This window comes from Aliterella sp. E5.1 (assembly GCF_057473825.1).
The window spans coordinates 1-18,166 of record NZ_JBYCCV010000079.1 but is presented as its reverse complement, the minus strand read 5'-3'; the positions used below and the strand labels follow the sequence as shown (position 1 = coordinate 18,166).

Below are 18,166 nucleotides of genomic sequence, written 5' to 3'. Positions count from 1 at the left end.
TGGATGTTACCCAGCTACAGAATCGTTCCCATACGTTGGCGCTTTCGCGTCTTTGTAAGGTTGTTGTCATTGTTTTATAAGTGCTTGATTTTTGGATAATCGGAAGCTTTTGCCTCCTTGAATTCAAGATTAATGCTTTTATTTAGTTTTGTAAATCCTCTCTAAGTTAAGTTATGTTATGAGAGCAATCAGTTCTCCTGATGACACTCAACCTGGGGGCCAAGTCATTTGTCGGCCCCCCAAAATGTGTAAATGAATGTGGGAAACCGTTTGACCGCCATCATCACCAGTATTAATGACTAAACGGTAGCCATTAGTAAGCCCCGCAGTGAGAGCAATCTGTTGAGCCGTCAGTAGCAAGTGACCCATTAAGTTTTGGTCTTGGGGTCTAGTTTCAGCCAAAGACTTAATCGGCTGCTTGGGAATTAATAAAATGTGGACGGGTGCTTGAGGATGAATATCTTTGAATGCGATCGCTAAGTCATCTTCATAAACAATATCTGCGGGTATTTCCCGACGAATAATTTTACTAAAAATTGTCTCTGTAGTTTCACTCATGCAGATTCACTGGTATTTCTGCTAGAGATTCTAAATGGTTATTGCGATGAAATAAATAAATGTTAGCCAGAGTATGGAGTGCCGCGATTGTGGGGATTGATGCCGTCAAAGTAGGCGTAGAGGTTGATGTATCGGGTGGCTTGCCAGGAATTGTCCTGGTTGGGCTACCAGATACCGCCGTCCAAGAATCCCGCGAAAGAGTAAAAGCCGCGATGAAAAATGCTGGTTATGCTTTTCCCCTGAGAAAAATAATCATTAACTTGACCCCGGCGGATTTACGCAAAGAAGGACCGAGCTTTGACTTGCCGATTAGTGTAGGGATCATGGCAGCTTCAGAGCAGGTGAGCGCTCAGTTATTGGGAGATCATTTATTTTTGGGTGAAGTTTCTCTCGATGGGACGCTGCGCCCAGTGGCAGGAGTTTTGCCAATTGCGGCGGCGGCAAAAAAATTAGGCATCACAAGCTTAGTTGTACCTTTTGACAATGCTCAAGAAGCGGCGGTAGTTGCAGGGCTGGATGTATATGGGTTTAAATATTTGTCGGAAGTAGCGACTTTCTTAAATCAACCAGAGCTTTATTCCCCAATAAAACTAGATGAAACAGAGTTGGCTACATCGCTTGTAAACAGCGCCGACTTAAAAGATGTCAAAGGACAATCTCATGCCCGGAGAGCCTTAGAAATAGCGGCGGCGGGAGGACATAATTTGATTTTTGTTGGACCTCCTGGTAGTGGCAAAACTATGTTAGCTAGGCGCTTACCAGGAATTTTGCCGCCATTAAGTTTTGCAGAATCACTAGAAGTGACTCAAGTTCATTCGGTGGCTGGACTATTAAAAAATCGCGGCTTATTAGTGCGCGATCGCCCGTTTCGCAGCCCGCACCACTCCGCCTCTGGTCCAGCTTTGGTTGGTGGCGGTAGTTTTCCGCGTCCTGGGGAAATATCTTTAGCTCATAGAGGCATACTTTTTCTAGACGAACTTACAGAATTTAAGCGCGACGTGTTGGAATTTTTGCGTCAGCCTTTAGAAGATGGCTATGTAACCGTGTCGCGGACTCGTCAAACGGTGATGTTTCCAGCGCAATTTACCCTAATTGCCAGCACTAACCCTTGTCCTTGCGGCTATTTTGGCGACTCGATTCAAGCTTGTAGTTGTTCGCCCAGGCAAAGAGAACATTATTGGGCGAAGCTTTCGGGCCCATTGATGGACAGAATCGATCTGCAAGTTGCTGTTAATCGGTTAAAGCCAGAAGAAATTACTACCCAGCCCAAAGGGGAAGCTTCCGAACCCGTCCGCCTGCGGGTCAAGCAAGCCCGCGATCGCGCCTGCAATCGTTTTCAAGCTGAAACTATCCTTTGCAATGCAGCTATGGAAAGCCGTCATTTGCAGCAGTGGTGCGCCCTTGACGATTCTAGCCGCAATTTATTAGAAGTAGCGATTCGTAAACTAGGACTATCTGCTAGAGCAAGCGATCGCATACTTAAAGTAGCAAGAACTATTGCAGACTTGGCTGGGGAAGAAAATCTACTAGCAAGTCACGTTGCAGAGGCTGTTCAATACCGGACTATAGACCGAATGCAATAACTATTTGTTGTTCAATCGGCAGATGCGCTTATCCATAAATTTACCTTGACAGCTATCCAATGAAACCAATAATTTTGACCTTAATTACGATTGTTTCTGGATTATTGGCAACTTCTGTGACTGCAAGTCCAATAGTTCGCCAATCTTCGGTTAGTTATGCCCAATCGACGATCGCGCGATCGCCTTGGCAGCAGTTTTCTTCTAAAGTAGGTAACTTCGCTGTTTCCATGCCTGGGGTTCCTACGGAGGAATCAGAAACCGATACAGATGGCTTCGTTACTCATAATTTTACGTTGGTTAATGGCGAGACTGTTTATTTAGTTACTTACTCTGACTTGGCAAAGGAAGTTACTCAAGTAAAACCTGGAGAGATTTTTGATGCGGTGTGCGAAGGTTATGCCGCCGATGGCGATAAGTTGGTTAACCAGCGTGAAATTGAACTAGATGGATACTTTGGCAGAACTGTAGAATTAAAAGCTACTAATGGCATAAACGGAAAAGCTAGTATGTACTTGGTCGGCAATCGCTTGTATCAATTACTGCTTATTAGTCCTAACTTAGAGAACGGAGAACAGTTTTTTGACTCTTTTCAAGTCACTGAGAAAAAAGGTAAGTAATTTCTATATACCTTTTGGAGCCAATTTTTGGATAGATAATTTAGATTGCAGGATCGTACATTGCATACATCGCGTCCAACAAAACTGTAAAATATGACAGTTGTATTCTGTGGCGGACGAGTGATTGAGCGTTATACTTTGCCTGAAATGGGCGACCTTTGGACAGAAAATTATAAACTTAAAACTTGGCTGCAAGTAGAAATAGCTGTTTGTGAAGCTCAGGCGGAACTAGGTTATATTCCGATCGAAGCCGTAGAGGAAATCAAGCAAAAGGCAAATTTTGACCCTAAGCGAGTCTTAGAGATTGAAACTGAAGTCCGCCACGATATGATTGCCTTTTTGACTAATGTCAATGAATATGTAGGCGACGCGGGACGTTATATACATTTGGGGTTAACGAGTTCCGATATCTTAGATACGGCTTTGGCGCTGCAATTAGTAGCAAGTTTAGACTTATTGCTAGTAAAGATCGAAGAATTAATCGCTGCTATTAGAACCCAAGCAACGCAGCATCGTTATACGATTATGATTGGCAGATCCCACGGGATTCATGCCGAACCAATTACTTTTGGGTTTAAATTAGCTGGCTGGTTGGCGGAAGTATTGCGCAGTCAAGAGCGGTTAATCAATTTGCGCCAGCACATCGCTGTAGGCAAAATCTCTGGGGCGGTAGGAACTTACGCTAATGTTGAGCCAAAAATCGAAGCAATAGCCTGTCAAAAGTTAGGACTGCAACCAGATACCGCTTCGACTCAGGTAATCTCGCGCGATCGCCATGCGGACTACGTGCAACAATTAGCTTTACTCGGATCTTCTCTAGAACGATTTGCTGTAGAAATTCGTAACTTGCAAAGAACTGATGTTCTGGAAGTCGAAGAATTTTTTGCCAAAGGTCAAAAAGGCTCCTCAGCGATGCCTCACAAGCGCAACCCCATCCGTTCTGAGCGGTTGACAGGACTGGCGCGAATCTTGCGGGGTAATGCCGTTGCAGCCCTAGAAAACGTCGCTCTCTGGCACGAGCGAGATATTTCTCATAGCGCCGTTGAACGAGTTATTTTCCCTGATACCTGCATCTTGACTCATTTCATGATTTCTGAAGCCACCGATTTAATTAAAAATTTGTTGGTTTATCCTCAAAATATGGAACGTAACATGAATTGTTACGGAGGTGTAGTATTTAGTCAACGGGTACTGCTAACTTTGGTAGATAAAGGTATGAGCCGAGAAGACGCTTATATAGTGGTGCAATCTTGCGCTCATCAAGCCTGGAATCAACCACAAGGCAACTTTCAAGACTTAATTAGTCACGATCCTCGTGTTACTGAGGTACTATCCGCTTCAGAAATTAAGGATTGCTTTAATCCCAGCCATCATCTCAAACACTTAGACGAAATTTATCAAAGACTAAGCATTTAGATAGGGATAGAAAGTTTTAAGCAGGCAATAATCAATTTTTTTAAGACGGTAAGCGCCAAATCGCTGATTTGATTTCCCTATGATTGAAGTTCTAGCGGCGCTTTCCGCTTCGGCGGCGGTGGGAATCAGAATAGCCTTACCTCTATTAAGCCTCGAACTATTGCGAGGTGAGGCTTTGTGGTCTGGTATTCCACTTTTGTCAGCTATTCATCCGTCCATTAGATTAGCTATTCTTTGCAGTTGGTCAATGCTTGAATTATTAGGGTTCAAGCAGTTACTTGGTCAACGTTTGCTACAAATTGTTCTGCTAGTAAGTAGCCCGATTGCTGGGGCGATCGCCACAACTTCCAACGCTGGGGTGGGTTCTTTACCAATTTGGGCAATCGCTATATTGGGCGGTTTATTTGCCTTCGTACTCCAAAGCGTTCAAACTGCTTGGTTTTATCAGCAGCAGAGGCTACCGCTAAAATTTGTCTTTGCCCAAGACATTTTATCTATTTTGTTAGCATTCTTATCGGTGAATAAGCCCCAGGTAGGAGGAATTATCTCCTTGACTTTGCTGTGGTGGGCAGTTCGGAGTTATCAATCTTTAGCCAAATGGTACGGCAAACAAGAATCGCGCGATCGCTAATTTATCTACAAGATGCCTACAAAATGCAGCAGTCCGCGACCAGTGATTAGCTCTAATACCAAGGCAATAAAGCCCAACATCGCAATCCTACCGTTCCACACTTCTGCCGTAGCCGTCATCCCCCATTGCCACCGCTCTTGGGGATACATTTTCAAATTTTTCTTGATTTGCTTTACCTGAGACAATTTTAGATCGGGACTATTTACTGCGTCTATAACCAAATCTGCCAAAGATTGAATAAACAAAGGATGAGTATTCAAAGCCGGGACGCGACGAAAGTTGTGAATGCCTGCTTTTTCTGCTACTTCGCGGTACTCAATATCGATTTCTTGTAGTGTCTCAATGTGTTCCGACACAAAGCTAATCGGGACTACAACTAAATCTTCTACACCCTGCGCCCCTAGTTTCTCAATTGCATCTTCTGTATAGGGCTGGAGCCATTCTACCGGACCTACTCTGCTTTGGTAAGCTAAAGTGTGGGGATTTGGTCGCCCTAAAGTCTGCATAATTAAGCTCGTGCAGTCTTCTATTTCTTGCTGATAAGGGTCGCCAGCTTCCTCAACATAGCTGCGAGGAACGCCGTGAGCGCTGAAAAATATGTGTGCTTTGTCAGGATCGGGACACTTTTGTAATTGCCCAGCAATTAAATCTGCCATTGCCTGGAGGTAGTTCGGCTGCTTGTACCAAGAAGGAATAACTGTGTATTCAATCTGGGCAAGTTTGGGGTCTTCTCGCCAAATTCTTTCTAGCAAGCGAAAGCTAGAACCACTGGTACTAATAGAAAATTGCGGATATAAAGGTAAAATAACCAATTTATCTAGCCCGTCGCGTTTGAGGCGAGCGATCGCTTCTTCGGTAAATGGATGCCAATAACGCATTCCTACATAGGTATAAGCTTCGTGACCCAATTCTTGCAATCTTTGCTTGAGGGCATCTGCTTGTTCTTCAGTAATCCGCCGCAAAGGAGATCCACCACCGATTTGCCGATAGTTAGCTTGAGATGTATTAGTGCGCCGAGTGGAAATAAACCAAGCTAAAGGTCTTTGTAACCACGTAAAGGGGAGGCGAATAATCTCCGGGTCAGCAAATAAGTTAAACAGAAACGGACCCACATCTTCTATTTGATCTGGTCCACCAAGATTAAGTAGTAATACCCCAATACGACCCATAACAGTTACAACGCTCTAATCTTTTCAGCTTCGTCACTAATTTTAACAATATATCTCTAATATCATCACGTTTAATAGTGGTGACTATTTTCACAGCATAGAATCGATCGGTGTCGCTAAGTTTGGTGTTAACGCCGAAGTTTTTTAGCCCGATTGGGTTGACTTTGGGTTATTTCCTGATTGCTGTAGTTGTCTTGAATTGTCGAAAAGTTCTCAAACCAGCCGCGCCGCCAAAAGAAGAAGATTAAGCTGCCTGCGATCGCTGCCATAAAGGCTAAACAACCTAGATAGCCAAAATACCAGTTTAATTCTGGCATATTCCAGGGCGATGTTTCGGTATTGAAATTCATGCCATAAATTCCGGCGATAAAAGTGAGGGGAATAAATATTGATGAAATTACCGTCAGTAGCTTCATAATTTCGTTCATTCTGTTGCTAACAGCAGATAAATACACATCCATCAAGCCCGATGTTAGTTCGCGGTAAGTTTCTACCATATCCATAACTTGAACTGCATGGTCGTAACAGTCGCGCAGATAAACGCGCACGTGTTCGCAAATTAGATCGCTATCGTCCCGAATTAAGGCATTAATAGCATCTCTTTGCGGCCAGATTGCTCGACGCAACGATAACAATTCTCGGCGGATGCGATAGATTTTTTCTAGAGTTTTTCGGGTGGGATTGGCGACTACTTCTTCTTCTAATTCTTCTATTAGTTCGCCATAAGCTTCTAATACTGGAAAAAAACCATCAACGATCGCATCAATGAGCGTATAAGCCAAATAATCGGCTTTGTGTTTGCGGAGGATGCCTTTATTATTGCAAATGCGCGATCGCACTTGGTTGAAGCAATCGTATTGCGCTTCCTCTTGTACCGTAAGTAAATAGTGTTTCCCTAGTACAAAGCTGACTTGTTCCCGGTGAAAACCAGTTTTATCATTTAGCGGCAGTACCATTTGGGTAATAATTACCAAATGATCTTCGTAATCTTCCACTTTTGGACGTTGAGGTACGTTGACAATATCTTCTAAAACCAGGGGATGAAGATTGAATATTGTGCCAATTCTTTGCAGGATATCTTCACTACCCAAACCTTGAACATCAACCCAGGAGACTGATTCACTGTCAAGGTAGGGAACCAAATCTTCTGGTATGGCTATTTTTTCATGAACGTAATCTGTATCTTTGTAATCGATCAATTCAATTTGTGGTATCGTTGCGTCGGCAGCAATATTCAAAGTTCCCGGTAAACTACCTGGTTGCTCGTGAAAGTAATCTTTACGAGGTTTTTTGAGAGCGTTAGCAAGACGGGAACGGATTTTTGTCATAGTACCGATATTTATTTCACTAATTTTTTCTTCAGCTTATCAAGCGTACTTTGAGTAAATAACTTAGCAATTTGAATTCTTGTCAAACTTTCAATATCAGCACTGTAAGAGCTTTTGCCGTCAAAAAAGTTGTTGATATCTTGCAGAATTACTCGCAAGCGACGAGTAATGTTTGTTACTCGATATTCATCTAATATATGTTCGGGTAGATTCAAGTTTGCAGGACTTTCTATTTCCTTTAATATACGTTGAACATCGTGTGCTTTTGAGTAGCCAGCAATTTTAAAGCAATTAAAACCTGGATCTAAGTAATCAGACAAACCATTGTTGACACTAGAGAAAACCTGACATCCACACGCAGCAGCTTCTAAAGGTTGCAAGCCGAAACCTTCGCTAACTCCTTGCAATGCCCAGTATTCGGCAGAATCGTAAAGATAAACTTTGGCGCGATTAAATAACTTTGCCAAGTCTTCTACATAAGAATCAACTACAAGGACATTACAGTGCTTCTGCAATTCTGGTATCAATTGTTGTAGCAAGTATTTAGAAGACTTGCGTTTTTGTACCAAAACATCAATATCGCGTTGCAGGGAAAAATTGCTAAATTCTTGACTAATTTGATTGGGCAAATAATAAATTAAGGAATTAGGCGACTTTTGACCCCAATACCCCATTGTATTGCGGCTGACGGTAATAATTGGAATGTTTGCAGGCAACTTAAACTTATAACCTGCGCTGTGGGCATGATAGACGATATTGTACTGCTTCAACTTGGCGACAAGCTTAGCAATATCAAAACCCCAGCTAATTACAAAGATCCCATTATCTAAATCTTTTTTTTGGAGAACTTCATCAATAAACAAAGTGTCTTTTTCTCGCTGACGATAAGTAACAACTTCCGCTTTACAAATTTGTCTTGCAAGATTAAAGGTTTTTAACTCCGCCCACAAGCCACCACAGGCAAACTTAGCTCCCGTTCCAGGAACTAAAAAGTATAATGTCCTCATTGCCCTTACATTCTCCACAAGAAATCCCATCTCTAGGCGTTAATATTAGCGGAGTATGACTAGATAACGTATATGGATAACGATTTATTGGCTTTTATTGGGGGTGCGGGGTTACTAATTGGTTATCTGCTATTTTCTGCCGCCACCGAAATGGGTACTAAGCTACCCTGGAAAAAATAGTAGGTATTCTAGAGGTAAATAATGCCCGAACCCAAGAAAAATACTATTGAGATTGAGCCAGGAACTATATTTACAATTATTTGCGCCCTTTTGCTTTTACCATTGCTGCTAACTGGGTTTTTCTCGCAATAATGGGTAATTTATGAGTAACTAGGTATTAATTATGTCGGATTCTATTTATAGCGATCGCTATAATTCTTTAATCGATCGCATTGTCCAAACTACTTTAAAAGGTCAAATTAGCTCCAAAGAGCAAGTTTATCAATTGCTCCGCCAAGAAGTTGAACCTGGTACGGGAGAACTATTTGAACGCTCTTTGTCCGAGCAAATTTACGCAACTGAGCAACAGCAAAATAGCCAAACTGACGAATTAAAGCAAGCCAAAGCCATGCGTAGCCTCCGCGCCCTCAAAACTATTCAAGGAGAGTGGGAGCGCGTACAGAAAGATTTAGCCGTTTCTAATACCCTAAATGCCGCTCTAACAACGATAATTGCCGCTCCAGAGAGCGATCGCCTGGGAGTTTTGCTTGCAGCAATTGACCCCAACCGTAAGCCAGCTTTGACTCTTAGCCAAATCCAGCAATTAGCTAGAAGTCTGAAGCAAACAGACACTGAAGAATTTGCCCAACTAGCTCAAGGTTTAATCTCTGGGATAGCCTCTTGGCAATCATTGCAAGATTACTTAATTAGCTGGATGTATGACAACCCAGAACAATTGGGCTTTGTAGGTGTACCAGGGCAAAGAGGTCCTTGGACTGTCTGGGCAAAACAGGTAAATAGTCCCTTAATGCGATCGCTCTTTCAAACCCTAGCTTTGCAGCAGCCCGTCGATGAGTGGATTTCCAAGCAAAATGACATTAGCTTGAGTGCTTGGGTAGAACTTGCTGTAACTATGCAATGCTTGCAACAAGGTTTAGTTGCTTGGTTCAATAAACAAGCTTACGATGCTAAAGCTGGCGCTAATTTAGCCTTTTCTACTTTTTTGACTTTTGCCACCATTTGGTCGCAATTAGCTAACGGTTTGAGACAATCATCAAGCAATTACAACGCCCTAACAGAAAGCTGCTTTCAAATTACCCTACAAATTCTCCGCACCTTTGCCCAAACAAAAGATTTTCCCCTTTATGGCGGGATTTTTGCCTTATTTAGTGGCGATCGCCTACGCTCAACTCTAAGCTACTTCAACGAACCCTTGAGACAAGTTGAAGGTACTCAAGAAAAGGCGCGAATTTTGACTTTACTTGGCTATTCTCTCCAAGCTTTGGGGCAATTGGAACCAGCCAAAGCCTTTGCCCAGCAAGCATTAGAAATTGCCCAAACTGAAGGCGATATCCAGTGTGAAATTGCTAACCTCAATCATCTTAGTCGGGCTTGTGTGACCCAAAAAGACTACGAAAGCGCCATCAACTACAGCCAAAGGGCGTTAATATTGGCGCGTCAATCAGGAGAGCGTCTAGGAGAAGCCAACGCCTTAGCTAATCTTGGCTACAGTCAAGTATTTCAAGGGCAGCAACTCCAAAGCGAATTAGAAGTTTACGCAGGTGCAATTGCTTACCTCCAACAAGGATTAGAATTATCCCAACGCTTAGGCGACTTACAAAGTCAGGCTTTATGCTGTAGTAGCTTAGGAGTCGCTTATCTAGTGCTTTCGCAACCCCAAAGTGCTATTCCCTACCTAGAACGTGCCTTACAATCTGCTCGTGTCTCTGGGGACTTGTACCTCCAAGGACAAAACTTTGCTTCATTAGCTTCCGCTTACTACAGCAGCCAAAATATAGAAATGGCTATGAGTGCGGGAAGTTTGGGTATGTATCTTCTAGAGCAAATTGGCTCAGTGCAATGGCGACAATCTGCGGGATTACTAACTATTTTGCAAGGACAAATTGGAGAAAGCGCTTTCCAAAATTTGCTCAAGCAGTGCAGAGCGCAAATAATTCCAGTAATTGGCGTAGATGGCTACGATTATCTTCCCCAATTACTAGAACAATATCAAAGCTCGTTATAGCCAAGCAAAACCTCCTGCCAGTTTCTACAAATACTCTATTTGTATAGGGGTATTAGCAGGAAAACTCGCGCCTAATTTTACATCGACTTTACTGCCCCGGATTTTTGCATAAACTTTTCCATTGTTCCATTGCCAATCAATTTGACCGTTGGGCATCTTTAAGCCTTGAATATCTATTGGCTGTTTGAGGTACAACGGCTCAAACACTTCTAAAGTTGGGAGCTTCTGGCAATTTAATCAACATTTACTCATTCGGTGGAATCTGCGCCTATGGGCTTAGTACAATTTTTTATGTATTAGTTTTAGGTAAATTTAATTTATCTGTTGCCTATCCAGTAGTGATTGGGCTAACAATTATTGCTACTACCATAGCTGGTGGGGTGCTGTTAAAAGAAAAAATCCCTTTCTCACAATGGATGGGTCTAGGTTTGATTCTAAGTGGCGTTTGCGCGATCGCTTTTACTAAAAAAACTTAGGGTTTGGCTAACCAATACCAAGCATATTGAGCTAAATCTTGCCTTTGCTAGAAATTTGCCCCTGGCTAACAGCTAGATTTGTCAGGATGCTAATTTTTTGACTTGAGACTAAATCTAGACTTTAGCTACTTCATACAACAACTATGCCTCTATTATAATCGCCTAGGTAGATTAGTATGGCTTGCTTTGAACGTTATCATGCCTGCAAAAGATTTAATTGCGAGTTCAAATATTTTCCCCATTCAGCAGCTAGAGATATTTCAGTAAAAGGAATTCGTACTGGTGGCACTGGTTGAGTAAAACTAAACTCTAAAACTACTTTTCGCCCTTTAGTTGGTGGTGATTCTAGTTCTACAAAGCGATCGTCTACTACTAAGTTAATTGTTTTGACATCATTTAAGCTAAAAGTTGACTGGTCGATTGGTGCTTTTCGTGTTGGCTTGCCCCAAGTCAAATTGTTACCTTTTTTAGCTAGGACTGCGTAAATATCGAACTTAGACTTTTCAAATTCAGCTTCTGCCGCCCACCGCCGATAAGCCTCAACTTTTTGATACTCATTCCAGCCTAGGGCTGCCAACCAAACAAATACCAATAATAGCGATAACCAGACTAAACCCCGTGCCATTTAATTTCCTTAAATAAATTTGTGTATAACTATACAATTATAAATTTGTTGTACATATCTTAAAGAATCATTCCCAATTAACAGCCTATACGTTATTTTGATCAGTACAATAGCGCCATTTATAAGTTGATATGAAAAGGGTTCTACTACTGTGCTTGTTTATAGTCGGGATAAGTTTCGCCCTACACAATTTTAAAGGGCTGGCAAATCGAGGGAATTTTGACTCCATTGTGGTAGATTTTCGAGAAGACGTACCCGCTACTGAAATAACAAAAAAAATTAATGGGATTTCTCAGCAATTTAATTTTACACCCCAACTTAACAGCGCATTTTCTGTAGGCGATAACGTGTATGTGGTCAAAGGCGATCGCAATACGCTAAAAAGTTTGCAAAAGTCTGACTTAGCCAAAAGTACCGAATACATTGAGCCAAACTACATTTACACAGCTTTAGTTGCTCCCAACGATCCTGACTATAGCAGGCAGTGGAACCTGCGTAGTATCAATATTGAATCCGCCTGGACTGAAACCAAAGGTAAAGATGTAACTGTTGCTGTCATTGATACAGGTATTAGCCGCGTACCAGACTTGAAAGATACAACTTTTGTTGACGGTTACGACTTCGTAAACGATCGCACTATTGCCGATGACGACAACGGACACGGCACTCACGTAGCGGGAACCATTGCCCAATCTACCAATAACGGCTATGGCGTAGCGGGTATTGCTTATGAGGCGAGTTTAATGCCTTTGAAAGTATTAAGTAATTACGGTGGCGGAACTGTTGCCGATATTGCCGAAGCAATCAAATTTGCTGCCGACAACGGTGCTGATGTAATTAATATGAGTTTGGGTGGCGGCGGTGAAAGCCAACTCATGGCAGAAGCCATAGACTACGCTTACCGTAAAGGTGTGGTAGTTATAGCGGCGGCGGGTAACGAAAATCAAAACTCGGCTTCTTACCCCGCCCGTTACCCGCACGTAATAGGGGTAGCTGCCTTTGATGCGGCGAGTGAAAAAGCTCCTTACTCCAACTTTGGCGCAGGTGTAGATATTTCTGCCCCTGGAGGTAGCGATGCTGGCAAGATTTTACAAGACACGATCGACCCAGAAACGGGCGTAGCCTCAATTCAAGGCTTTCAAGGTACGAGTATGGCAGCGCCTCACGTAGCGGGTGTTGCGGCATTAATTAGAGCGTCTGGAGTCACCCAACCAGAGGAAGTTCTGGATGTTTTACAAAAGTCTTCACGGGCTATTCAAGAAGACGGACTCAACTATTACGGTGCAGGACAATTAGATGCAGCCTCCGCCGTCAAAATGGCGCAAGTGGGGCAAATTAGTTTTCCTCACTTCTTTCGCTGGTTGCGAGATAATGGCTACCTCAACTTACGTTTTTGGATTGATGGCGGTGCGATCGCGCTATTACCTAAAATTGCGATGGTATTAGGTTCTTACTTACTGGCATGGTTTTTGGGAACTTACTTTCCCTTTGCCTGGAGTTGGGCGTTAAGTAGCGGTTTGATTGCTGGTAGTTCGGGTTTATTTTTCCTACGCGGCGTTTATATCTACGATTTGCCTCAGTGGCCCTTCCGGTTGTTGGGCAGTTCAATTCCCGAATTAGGTAATGCTGTAGCAGGCAATAGCATCCTCAATCCCGCCTTTGCTAGCGTATTAATTCCTATAGCGTTAGTTGCTTTATTTCTGGGACATCCTAAGTGGAAGTGGTTTGCAATTGGCACATCATTGGGGGTTGCTAGTTGCTTAGTTGTGAGTGCGGTAGTTACGCCCGATGTTTGGTGGTTGGGTGAAGGGTTAGTTGCCCGTAGTTTCTTGATTGGTAACGCCGCTCTTTGTTATGGATTAGCATGGTTAGCGATGAAAGGGGAAACCAAAGCTGCATGAGTATTAATGTCACAGGGACAATTGAACGCAAAGAAATGGGTACGGGTACTTGGGCGCTCGTAGCTGACGATGGTACTACTTATGAAATCCACAGAGGGGCAAGTAAAGACTTACTCAAAAGCGGACAAAAAGTAAGCGTTGTCGGACAGGTTAAAGAAGATGTCATGACTTTTGCCATGATTGGACCTGTCCTAGAAGTACAATCCTTTGATGTAATTAGTTAAGACTTGCTTGTTCTACCGTAGCTAGAACGGCTTGCAACTTACTTCTAAATTCGCCTTTGGGATGACCGCCTTTGACTTCACCTAAGATCTGAAATTCGCCTTCTGGGGAATCGCAGAGGAGGTAGGTAGGTCATCCCATTTCGGCTTTATCGGGGTATTGGCTGAGTAAAATTTTGCGGTATTTGCGGTAAGTTGCCGTATCCTGCATTTTGACATCAATAAACTGCAAGCCCAATTCTTCACTAACTTTTTGGTCGTAGAAGGACATTTTGTGACATATACCGCAGTCTTCTGAGGAAAATTTAATTAGCGATCGCTCCATAACCTACTTCTTGCTCCATCATCTCAATCAATATCTAGTTTACCTCTGCGCGATCGCACAATTAGTTGATTGCAGGCTAGACGTCGGAGGTATTAGCGCCACTACATGAGGCACAGGGCGGGGAGTATAACCAACTAAAGATTCACCTTTATAAGCTAAAGATGTACTAGCGCCAGAATCAAGCATTACAGCATCCCGCAATCCGGCTTTGGCTAGGGCGCTTCCCAACGCTACCGAATCCACAGGTTCGGTAGACACCCCCACTATGGGCTGTCCTGCCTGATTGATACCCCAAAAGGCACGATGGCGAATTGCATCATAATCAAACAAACTGCCGAAAGTTTTGGCGCTTTGGGGTTGGTTGTCTTTAACTAGCCAAGCAGCAGCAACAAAAGCATCGGTAACATTGGGCATCACCGCTTCTATGCCCTCTAAAGTATTGTGTAGGTCAGGAGCGAAAGCAATAAATTTGGCAGATTGGGGACTAATTAATACCAAAGGTCGCCCAGTTAGTTTAGACATCTCCCCGCGATAACCAGGAATAAATTTATTGTTTACTTGGCTCAATACAGGTCCAATCATTACATTGGAGTCGAGAAATTTTAAAGAGAAAAATCCACCATCAACGGCTGCTACAGCGTCAGTTCCAGCCAAAATTTCTGGCACTTGGTAACGGCTTTTGGCGTGGATAGTGACGGGTTTGCCACCAGAAATTAGAGTTAGGTTGGTTTCGTCAATGGTTGTTTTATTAACTTGAACTTCGGCGCTAAAGTCAAAGCCACCACCCCAAAAATTAGGTAGTTTTGCCCCTCCCCAAGCTTGAGAAATTGGGCTTGTTTCTACGTTTACTAAGCCTTGTGCTAACCTCGATTGTCCAAATCGAGAAATTGCCAGCATACTTTCTGATTCCCCAGCAAAACGCTCGTCTGTATCGCTCATTGTCAGCGCTGAAATATACCCGGCTTGTTCTACAAATTTGGCTACCCGTTCGTCATACTTACCTTCGGGATAAGTAAAGTAACGAATGGGAATACCTAACTTGTTTTCGAGCATTTGTTTTGATTGCTCAATTTCTATCTTTAACTTGTCATCAGGCAATGCTCTCAAGTCTTTTGGATGACTTACGCTATGGGATGCGATCGTAATTATTGGGTCGGCTGCCATTTCTTTTAGCTGTTCCCAACTTACATGAGTCCTGCCCGTATCCTTGCCCATGTTCGACGTATAAACAGAAAAAATTGCTGGATAACCGTACTTTTTAAGCAAAGGATAAACATACTCATAATGACCGCCGTAACCATCATCAAAAGTCAACATAATTGGCTTTTCTGGTAATGGTAATCCCGTGCGCAAATGGTTTACTAGCTGGTCGTAACTAATCGGAGTTAAACCTTGTTTTTTAATTAGTTGTAAATGCCGTTCAAATTCTGCAACAGTAACATCAAAAAATACTTCTTTTTCTTGCAAAATATCGTGATACATAAACACCGGAACTCGTGCCAAAAGCGATCGCTCGTTGATTTTGGGCCAAGGGCTAGGGTTAAAGTACGCTGCTATTTGCGGAGCTAAATTGTGATTCATTGTCTGAACAATTGTTTGGATTTCGCCAACCCAACTAGCTACTTGAATTAGTTGAGTAACAGCATTGCTTAGACCAGCTTTGTCAGAATTTAGCGGCGTTTTGCAAGCGCGATCGCTTGGTTTATCTGGTAAGTCGGTTGCTAACAAATTAGCCTGTAATCCAGGAATTAATAATAAACCTAAAGGTAAGATTTTTTTAAATGTGCTACTTAAAGAAGTTAAAAACAACATTGATTTGTATTTTTGACCAATCATAGCGTTGATTAAATATATGGCTTTCTAATTAATAATTAAAATAAATCTTTTCATGAAGATTATACAAACAACTACAGAATAATAGGGTTTTATTAAACTGGCAATAGCAGATAATTAAATTCTAAATAAGAGCGCGTTAAAATCAGCTAATCTAACTTACCACAATGGTCTGAAATTAGCTTTACTAATCGAATATAAAGGTAATTCTCTATTGACCAAATTCAAGTCTTGCTTGCTCGACCAATTCTACAGTAATAATTTCCGTCCCCGCCGCACGAGCCAACTGTTGAATCCTTGCTGTTGCTTGAGGGCGGACAAAAAAGGGAATTTTTTTTAGCATAGCTAAAGCTGATGGTGTCCATTGCAGATCGTCAGCGTGATGAGAGTCGTTCATAGTGCTACAACCCATAAACAATTGGCAAGAGTAACATAAAGCACAAGATTAATTATAAAAAGCAATTAGTGGAGGTGGCTTTGAATAATGCCATCGATCTTAGCTACTATATTTTCTTGCGCTAGATCGGATTGTGGCACATAAAAGCGATCATCGCGTTCATCTACTTCATTTAACTAACCTTTGAAGCCACGCTCTTGGCTGACGACCGATATTTAACGGTAGTTTGTAGGGTAATTAATTGCGGGTAATATTTCCCGCTCGTTGATACTGTTTAAAAAAGCTCCTGCTTTTACACAGGAGCTTTTTAACTATTTCTTAATCACAGAGTGAAGCTTGATAAAGTTAGTTAGTCAAGTTCGCCCATAAACATTACGGGTTCGCTTTCGCGGTTGATACCCTTCTCAAAACCTGCAACTGCCGCTCTAGCACGACCAGCGTGCCACAAGTGACCGACTAGGAAGAAGAAGAACATCACAAAGTGGAAGCAAGACAACCAAGAACGGGGAGACACGAAGTTAAACGAGTTGATCTCCGTTGCTACGCCACCTACGGAGTTCAAAGAACCCAAAGGAGCGTGAGTCATGTATTCCGCAGCGCGACGAGCTTGCCAAGGCTGAATATCGTTCTTGATCTTGTCTAAGTCAAGACCGTTAGGACCACGTAATGGCTCTAACCAAGGAGCGCGGACATCCCAAAAACGCATGGTTTCACCACCAAAGATGATTTCACCAGTAGGCGATCGCATTAAGTACTTACCTAGACCTGTAGGGCCTTGAGCAGAACCCACGTTTGCACCCAAACGCTGGTCGCGGATCAAGAAGGTCAAAGCTTGAGCTTGAGAGGCTTCTGGACCTGTAGGACCGTAGAATTCACTAGGATATACAGTGTTGTTGAACCAAACAAAGCAAGTAGCGATAAATGCCATTAACGACAACGCACCCAAGCTGTAAGAAAGATAGGCTTCTCCAGACCAGATGAAAGCGCGACGCGCCCAAGCAAAAGGCTTGGTCAATACGTGGAAAATACCACCAGTAATTAGTAGTAAAGCAACCCAAATATGACCGCCGACTACATCTTCTAAGTTATCGACACTAACAATCGAACCTTCACCACCAAAGGGAGAGCGCAGCACGTAACCGAAGATGATTGCAGGATTGAGTGTGGGGTTGCTAATTACCCGTACATCGCCACCACCAGGGGCCCAAGTATCGTATAAGCCACCGACGAACATAGCTTTGATTACTAGCAATAATGCACCGCAACCTAAAATAATTAGGTGGAAGCCAATGATGCTAGTCATCTTGTTCTTATCTTTCCAGTCGTAGCCAAAGAAAGAAGAATATTCTTCTAAGGTTTCAGGACCGCGAACAGCGTGATAAATACCACCAAAGCCAAGAACTGCGGAGGAAATTAAGTGCAATACGCCAACAACGAAGTAAGGGAAAGTATTAATAACTTCACCGCCTGCACCAACACCCCAGCCTTGCGCTGCTAGGTGAGGTAGCAAGATCAAACCTTGCTCGTACATGGGCTTTTCTGGAATGAAGTGAGCGACTTCAAATAAAGTCATTGCTCCTGCCCAGAATACAATCAAACCAGAGTGAGCAACGTGAGCGCCCAACAACTTACCAGACAAATTAATCAAACGAGCATTACCCGACCACCAAGCAAAACCTGATGATTCGAGATCGCGACCACCACCCATGGCAAGATCGCGGTTTAATGAAGCATTATAGGGCGTTTCCACGTGGTAGAACCTCCTCTGGGAATTGGAATTGTTCGTGAGGCTGATCTTGAGGAGCCATCCAAGCGCGGATGCCCTCGTTCAGCAGAATGTTTTTGGTGTAAAAAGTCTCAAACTCTGGGTCTTCCGCCGCCCGTAATTCTTGGC

The 18,166-nt window shown here is 42.9% G+C and carries 17 protein-coding genes and 2 pseudogenes; 8 read left to right on the top strand and 11 right to left on the bottom strand.

Annotated features, from left to right (window positions below; all coding sequences use genetic code 11):
• Positions 1-207 precede the first annotated feature (207 nt).
• Positions 208-558 carry a histidine triad nucleotide-binding protein gene (locus AC2VE5_RS19120; protein ID WP_486889290.1) on the bottom strand — a complete coding sequence of 117 codons (351 nt, stop codon included), beginning with the start codon at positions 556-558 and terminating at the stop codon, positions 208-210.
• 59 nt (positions 559-617) lie between these two features.
• On the opposite strand from AC2VE5_RS19120, the gene AC2VE5_RS19115 reads away from it, so the two are divergent.
• From AC2VE5_RS19115 to AC2VE5_RS19100, 4 genes are all read left to right on the top strand, one after another.
• Positions 618-2,141 carry a YifB family Mg chelatase-like AAA ATPase gene (locus AC2VE5_RS19115; protein WP_486889289.1) on the top strand — a complete coding sequence of 508 codons (1,524 nt, stop codon included), beginning with the start codon at positions 618-620 and terminating at the stop codon, positions 2,139-2,141.
• A gap of 59 nt (positions 2,142-2,200) precedes the next feature.
• On the top strand, positions 2,201-2,758 hold the full coding sequence (locus AC2VE5_RS19110; protein ID WP_486889288.1) for a hypothetical protein: 558 nt from the start codon (positions 2,201-2,203) through the stop codon (positions 2,756-2,758).
• 120 nt (positions 2,759-2,878) lie between these two features.
• A complete protein-coding gene (purB, locus tag AC2VE5_RS19105) occupies positions 2,879-4,174 on the top strand; it encodes an adenylosuccinate lyase (RefSeq protein WP_486889292.1) in 1,296 nt (431 codons plus the stop codon).
• A 79-nt stretch (positions 4,175-4,253) separates the two neighbouring features.
• Positions 4,254-4,805 carry a DUF4126 domain-containing protein gene (locus tag AC2VE5_RS19100; RefSeq protein ID WP_486889287.1) on the top strand — a complete coding sequence of 184 codons (552 nt, stop codon included), beginning with the start codon at positions 4,254-4,256 and terminating at the stop codon, positions 4,803-4,805.
• Between the two features lie 5 nt (positions 4,806-4,810).
• On the opposite strand, the gene hemH is transcribed toward AC2VE5_RS19100, so the two are convergent.
• The 3 genes from hemH to AC2VE5_RS19085 form a co-directional block, all read right to left on the bottom strand.
• Entirely contained in the window at positions 4,811-5,974 is a 1,164-nt protein-coding gene (hemH, locus tag AC2VE5_RS19095; protein WP_486889286.1) for a ferrochelatase, read from the bottom strand.
• 128 nt (positions 5,975-6,102) lie between these two features.
• Positions 6,103-7,302, bottom strand: coding sequence for a magnesium/cobalt transporter CorA (gene corA, locus AC2VE5_RS19090; protein WP_486889285.1), 1,200 nt, complete (start codon positions 7,300-7,302; stop codon positions 6,103-6,105).
• A gap of 11 nt (positions 7,303-7,313) precedes the next feature.
• Entirely contained in the window at positions 7,314-8,309 is a 996-nt protein-coding gene (locus AC2VE5_RS19085) for a glycosyltransferase (RefSeq protein WP_486889284.1), read from the bottom strand.
• Between the two features lie 343 nt (positions 8,310-8,652).
• Between AC2VE5_RS19085 and AC2VE5_RS19080 the strand changes: the two genes are divergently transcribed.
• Complete coding sequence (locus tag AC2VE5_RS19080) at positions 8,653-10,494, top strand: tetratricopeptide repeat protein (RefSeq protein WP_486889283.1); 1,842 nt, start codon at positions 8,653-8,655, stop codon at positions 10,492-10,494.
• 24 nt (positions 10,495-10,518) lie between these two features.
• Here AC2VE5_RS19080 and AC2VE5_RS19075 read toward each other — a convergent pair whose 3' ends face one another.
• On the bottom strand, positions 10,519-10,701 hold the full coding sequence (locus tag AC2VE5_RS19075) for a hypothetical protein (RefSeq protein ID WP_486889282.1): 183 nt from the start codon (positions 10,699-10,701) through the stop codon (positions 10,519-10,521).
• Positions 10,702-10,709: 8 nt separating this feature from the next.
• On the opposite strand from AC2VE5_RS19075, the gene AC2VE5_RS19070 reads away from it, so the two are divergent.
• The gene (locus tag AC2VE5_RS19070; RefSeq protein ID WP_486889281.1) at positions 10,710-10,970 is read left to right on the top strand and encodes an SMR family transporter; all 261 of its coding nucleotides are present in this window, start codon (positions 10,710-10,712) and stop codon (positions 10,968-10,970) included.
• Between the two features lie 196 nt (positions 10,971-11,166).
• Here the strand turns inward: AC2VE5_RS19070 and AC2VE5_RS19065 are convergent, their stop codons facing one another.
• On the bottom strand, positions 11,167-11,595 hold the full coding sequence (locus tag AC2VE5_RS19065) for a hypothetical protein (protein ID WP_486889280.1): 429 nt from the start codon (positions 11,593-11,595) through the stop codon (positions 11,167-11,169).
• Between the two features lie 131 nt (positions 11,596-11,726).
• Here AC2VE5_RS19065 and AC2VE5_RS19060 point away from each other — a divergent pair, with 131 nt between their 5' ends.
• On the top strand, positions 11,727-13,496 hold the full coding sequence (locus AC2VE5_RS19060) for a S8 family peptidase (protein ID WP_486889279.1): 1,770 nt from the start codon (positions 11,727-11,729) through the stop codon (positions 13,494-13,496).
• Entirely contained in the window at positions 13,493-13,720 is a 228-nt protein-coding gene (locus AC2VE5_RS19055; protein ID WP_486889278.1) for a hypothetical protein, read from the top strand. Before AC2VE5_RS19060 ends, AC2VE5_RS19055 begins: the two co-directional genes overlap by 4 nt.
• Here AC2VE5_RS19055 and AC2VE5_RS19050 read toward each other — a convergent pair.
• From AC2VE5_RS19050 to AC2VE5_RS19030, 5 genes and pseudogenes are all read right to left on the bottom strand, one after another.
• Positions 13,713-14,042, bottom strand: a pseudogene (locus tag AC2VE5_RS19050) (thioredoxin family protein). The gene AC2VE5_RS19055 and the pseudogene AC2VE5_RS19050 overlap by 8 nt on opposite strands.
• Before the next feature lie 39 nt (positions 14,043-14,081).
• Positions 14,082-15,854 carry a polysaccharide deacetylase family protein gene (locus AC2VE5_RS19045; RefSeq protein WP_486889277.1) on the bottom strand — a complete coding sequence of 591 codons (1,773 nt, stop codon included), beginning with the start codon at positions 15,852-15,854 and terminating at the stop codon, positions 14,082-14,084.
• 232 nt (positions 15,855-16,086) lie between these two features.
• The gene (locus AC2VE5_RS19040) at positions 16,087-16,272 is read right to left on the bottom strand and encodes a PCP reductase family protein (RefSeq protein WP_486889276.1); all 186 of its coding nucleotides are present in this window, start codon (positions 16,270-16,272) and stop codon (positions 16,087-16,089) included.
• A gap of 349 nt (positions 16,273-16,621) precedes the next feature.
• Positions 16,622-17,980 carry a photosystem II reaction center protein CP43 gene (gene psbC, locus AC2VE5_RS19035; RefSeq protein ID WP_486889291.1) on the bottom strand — a complete coding sequence of 453 codons (1,359 nt, stop codon included), beginning with the start codon at positions 17,978-17,980 and terminating at the stop codon, positions 16,622-16,624.
• A 25-nt stretch (positions 17,981-18,005) separates the two neighbouring features.
• Positions 18,006-18,166 (bottom strand): annotated as a pseudogene (locus tag AC2VE5_RS19030) (photosystem II D2 protein (photosystem q(a) protein)); the annotation flags it as partial.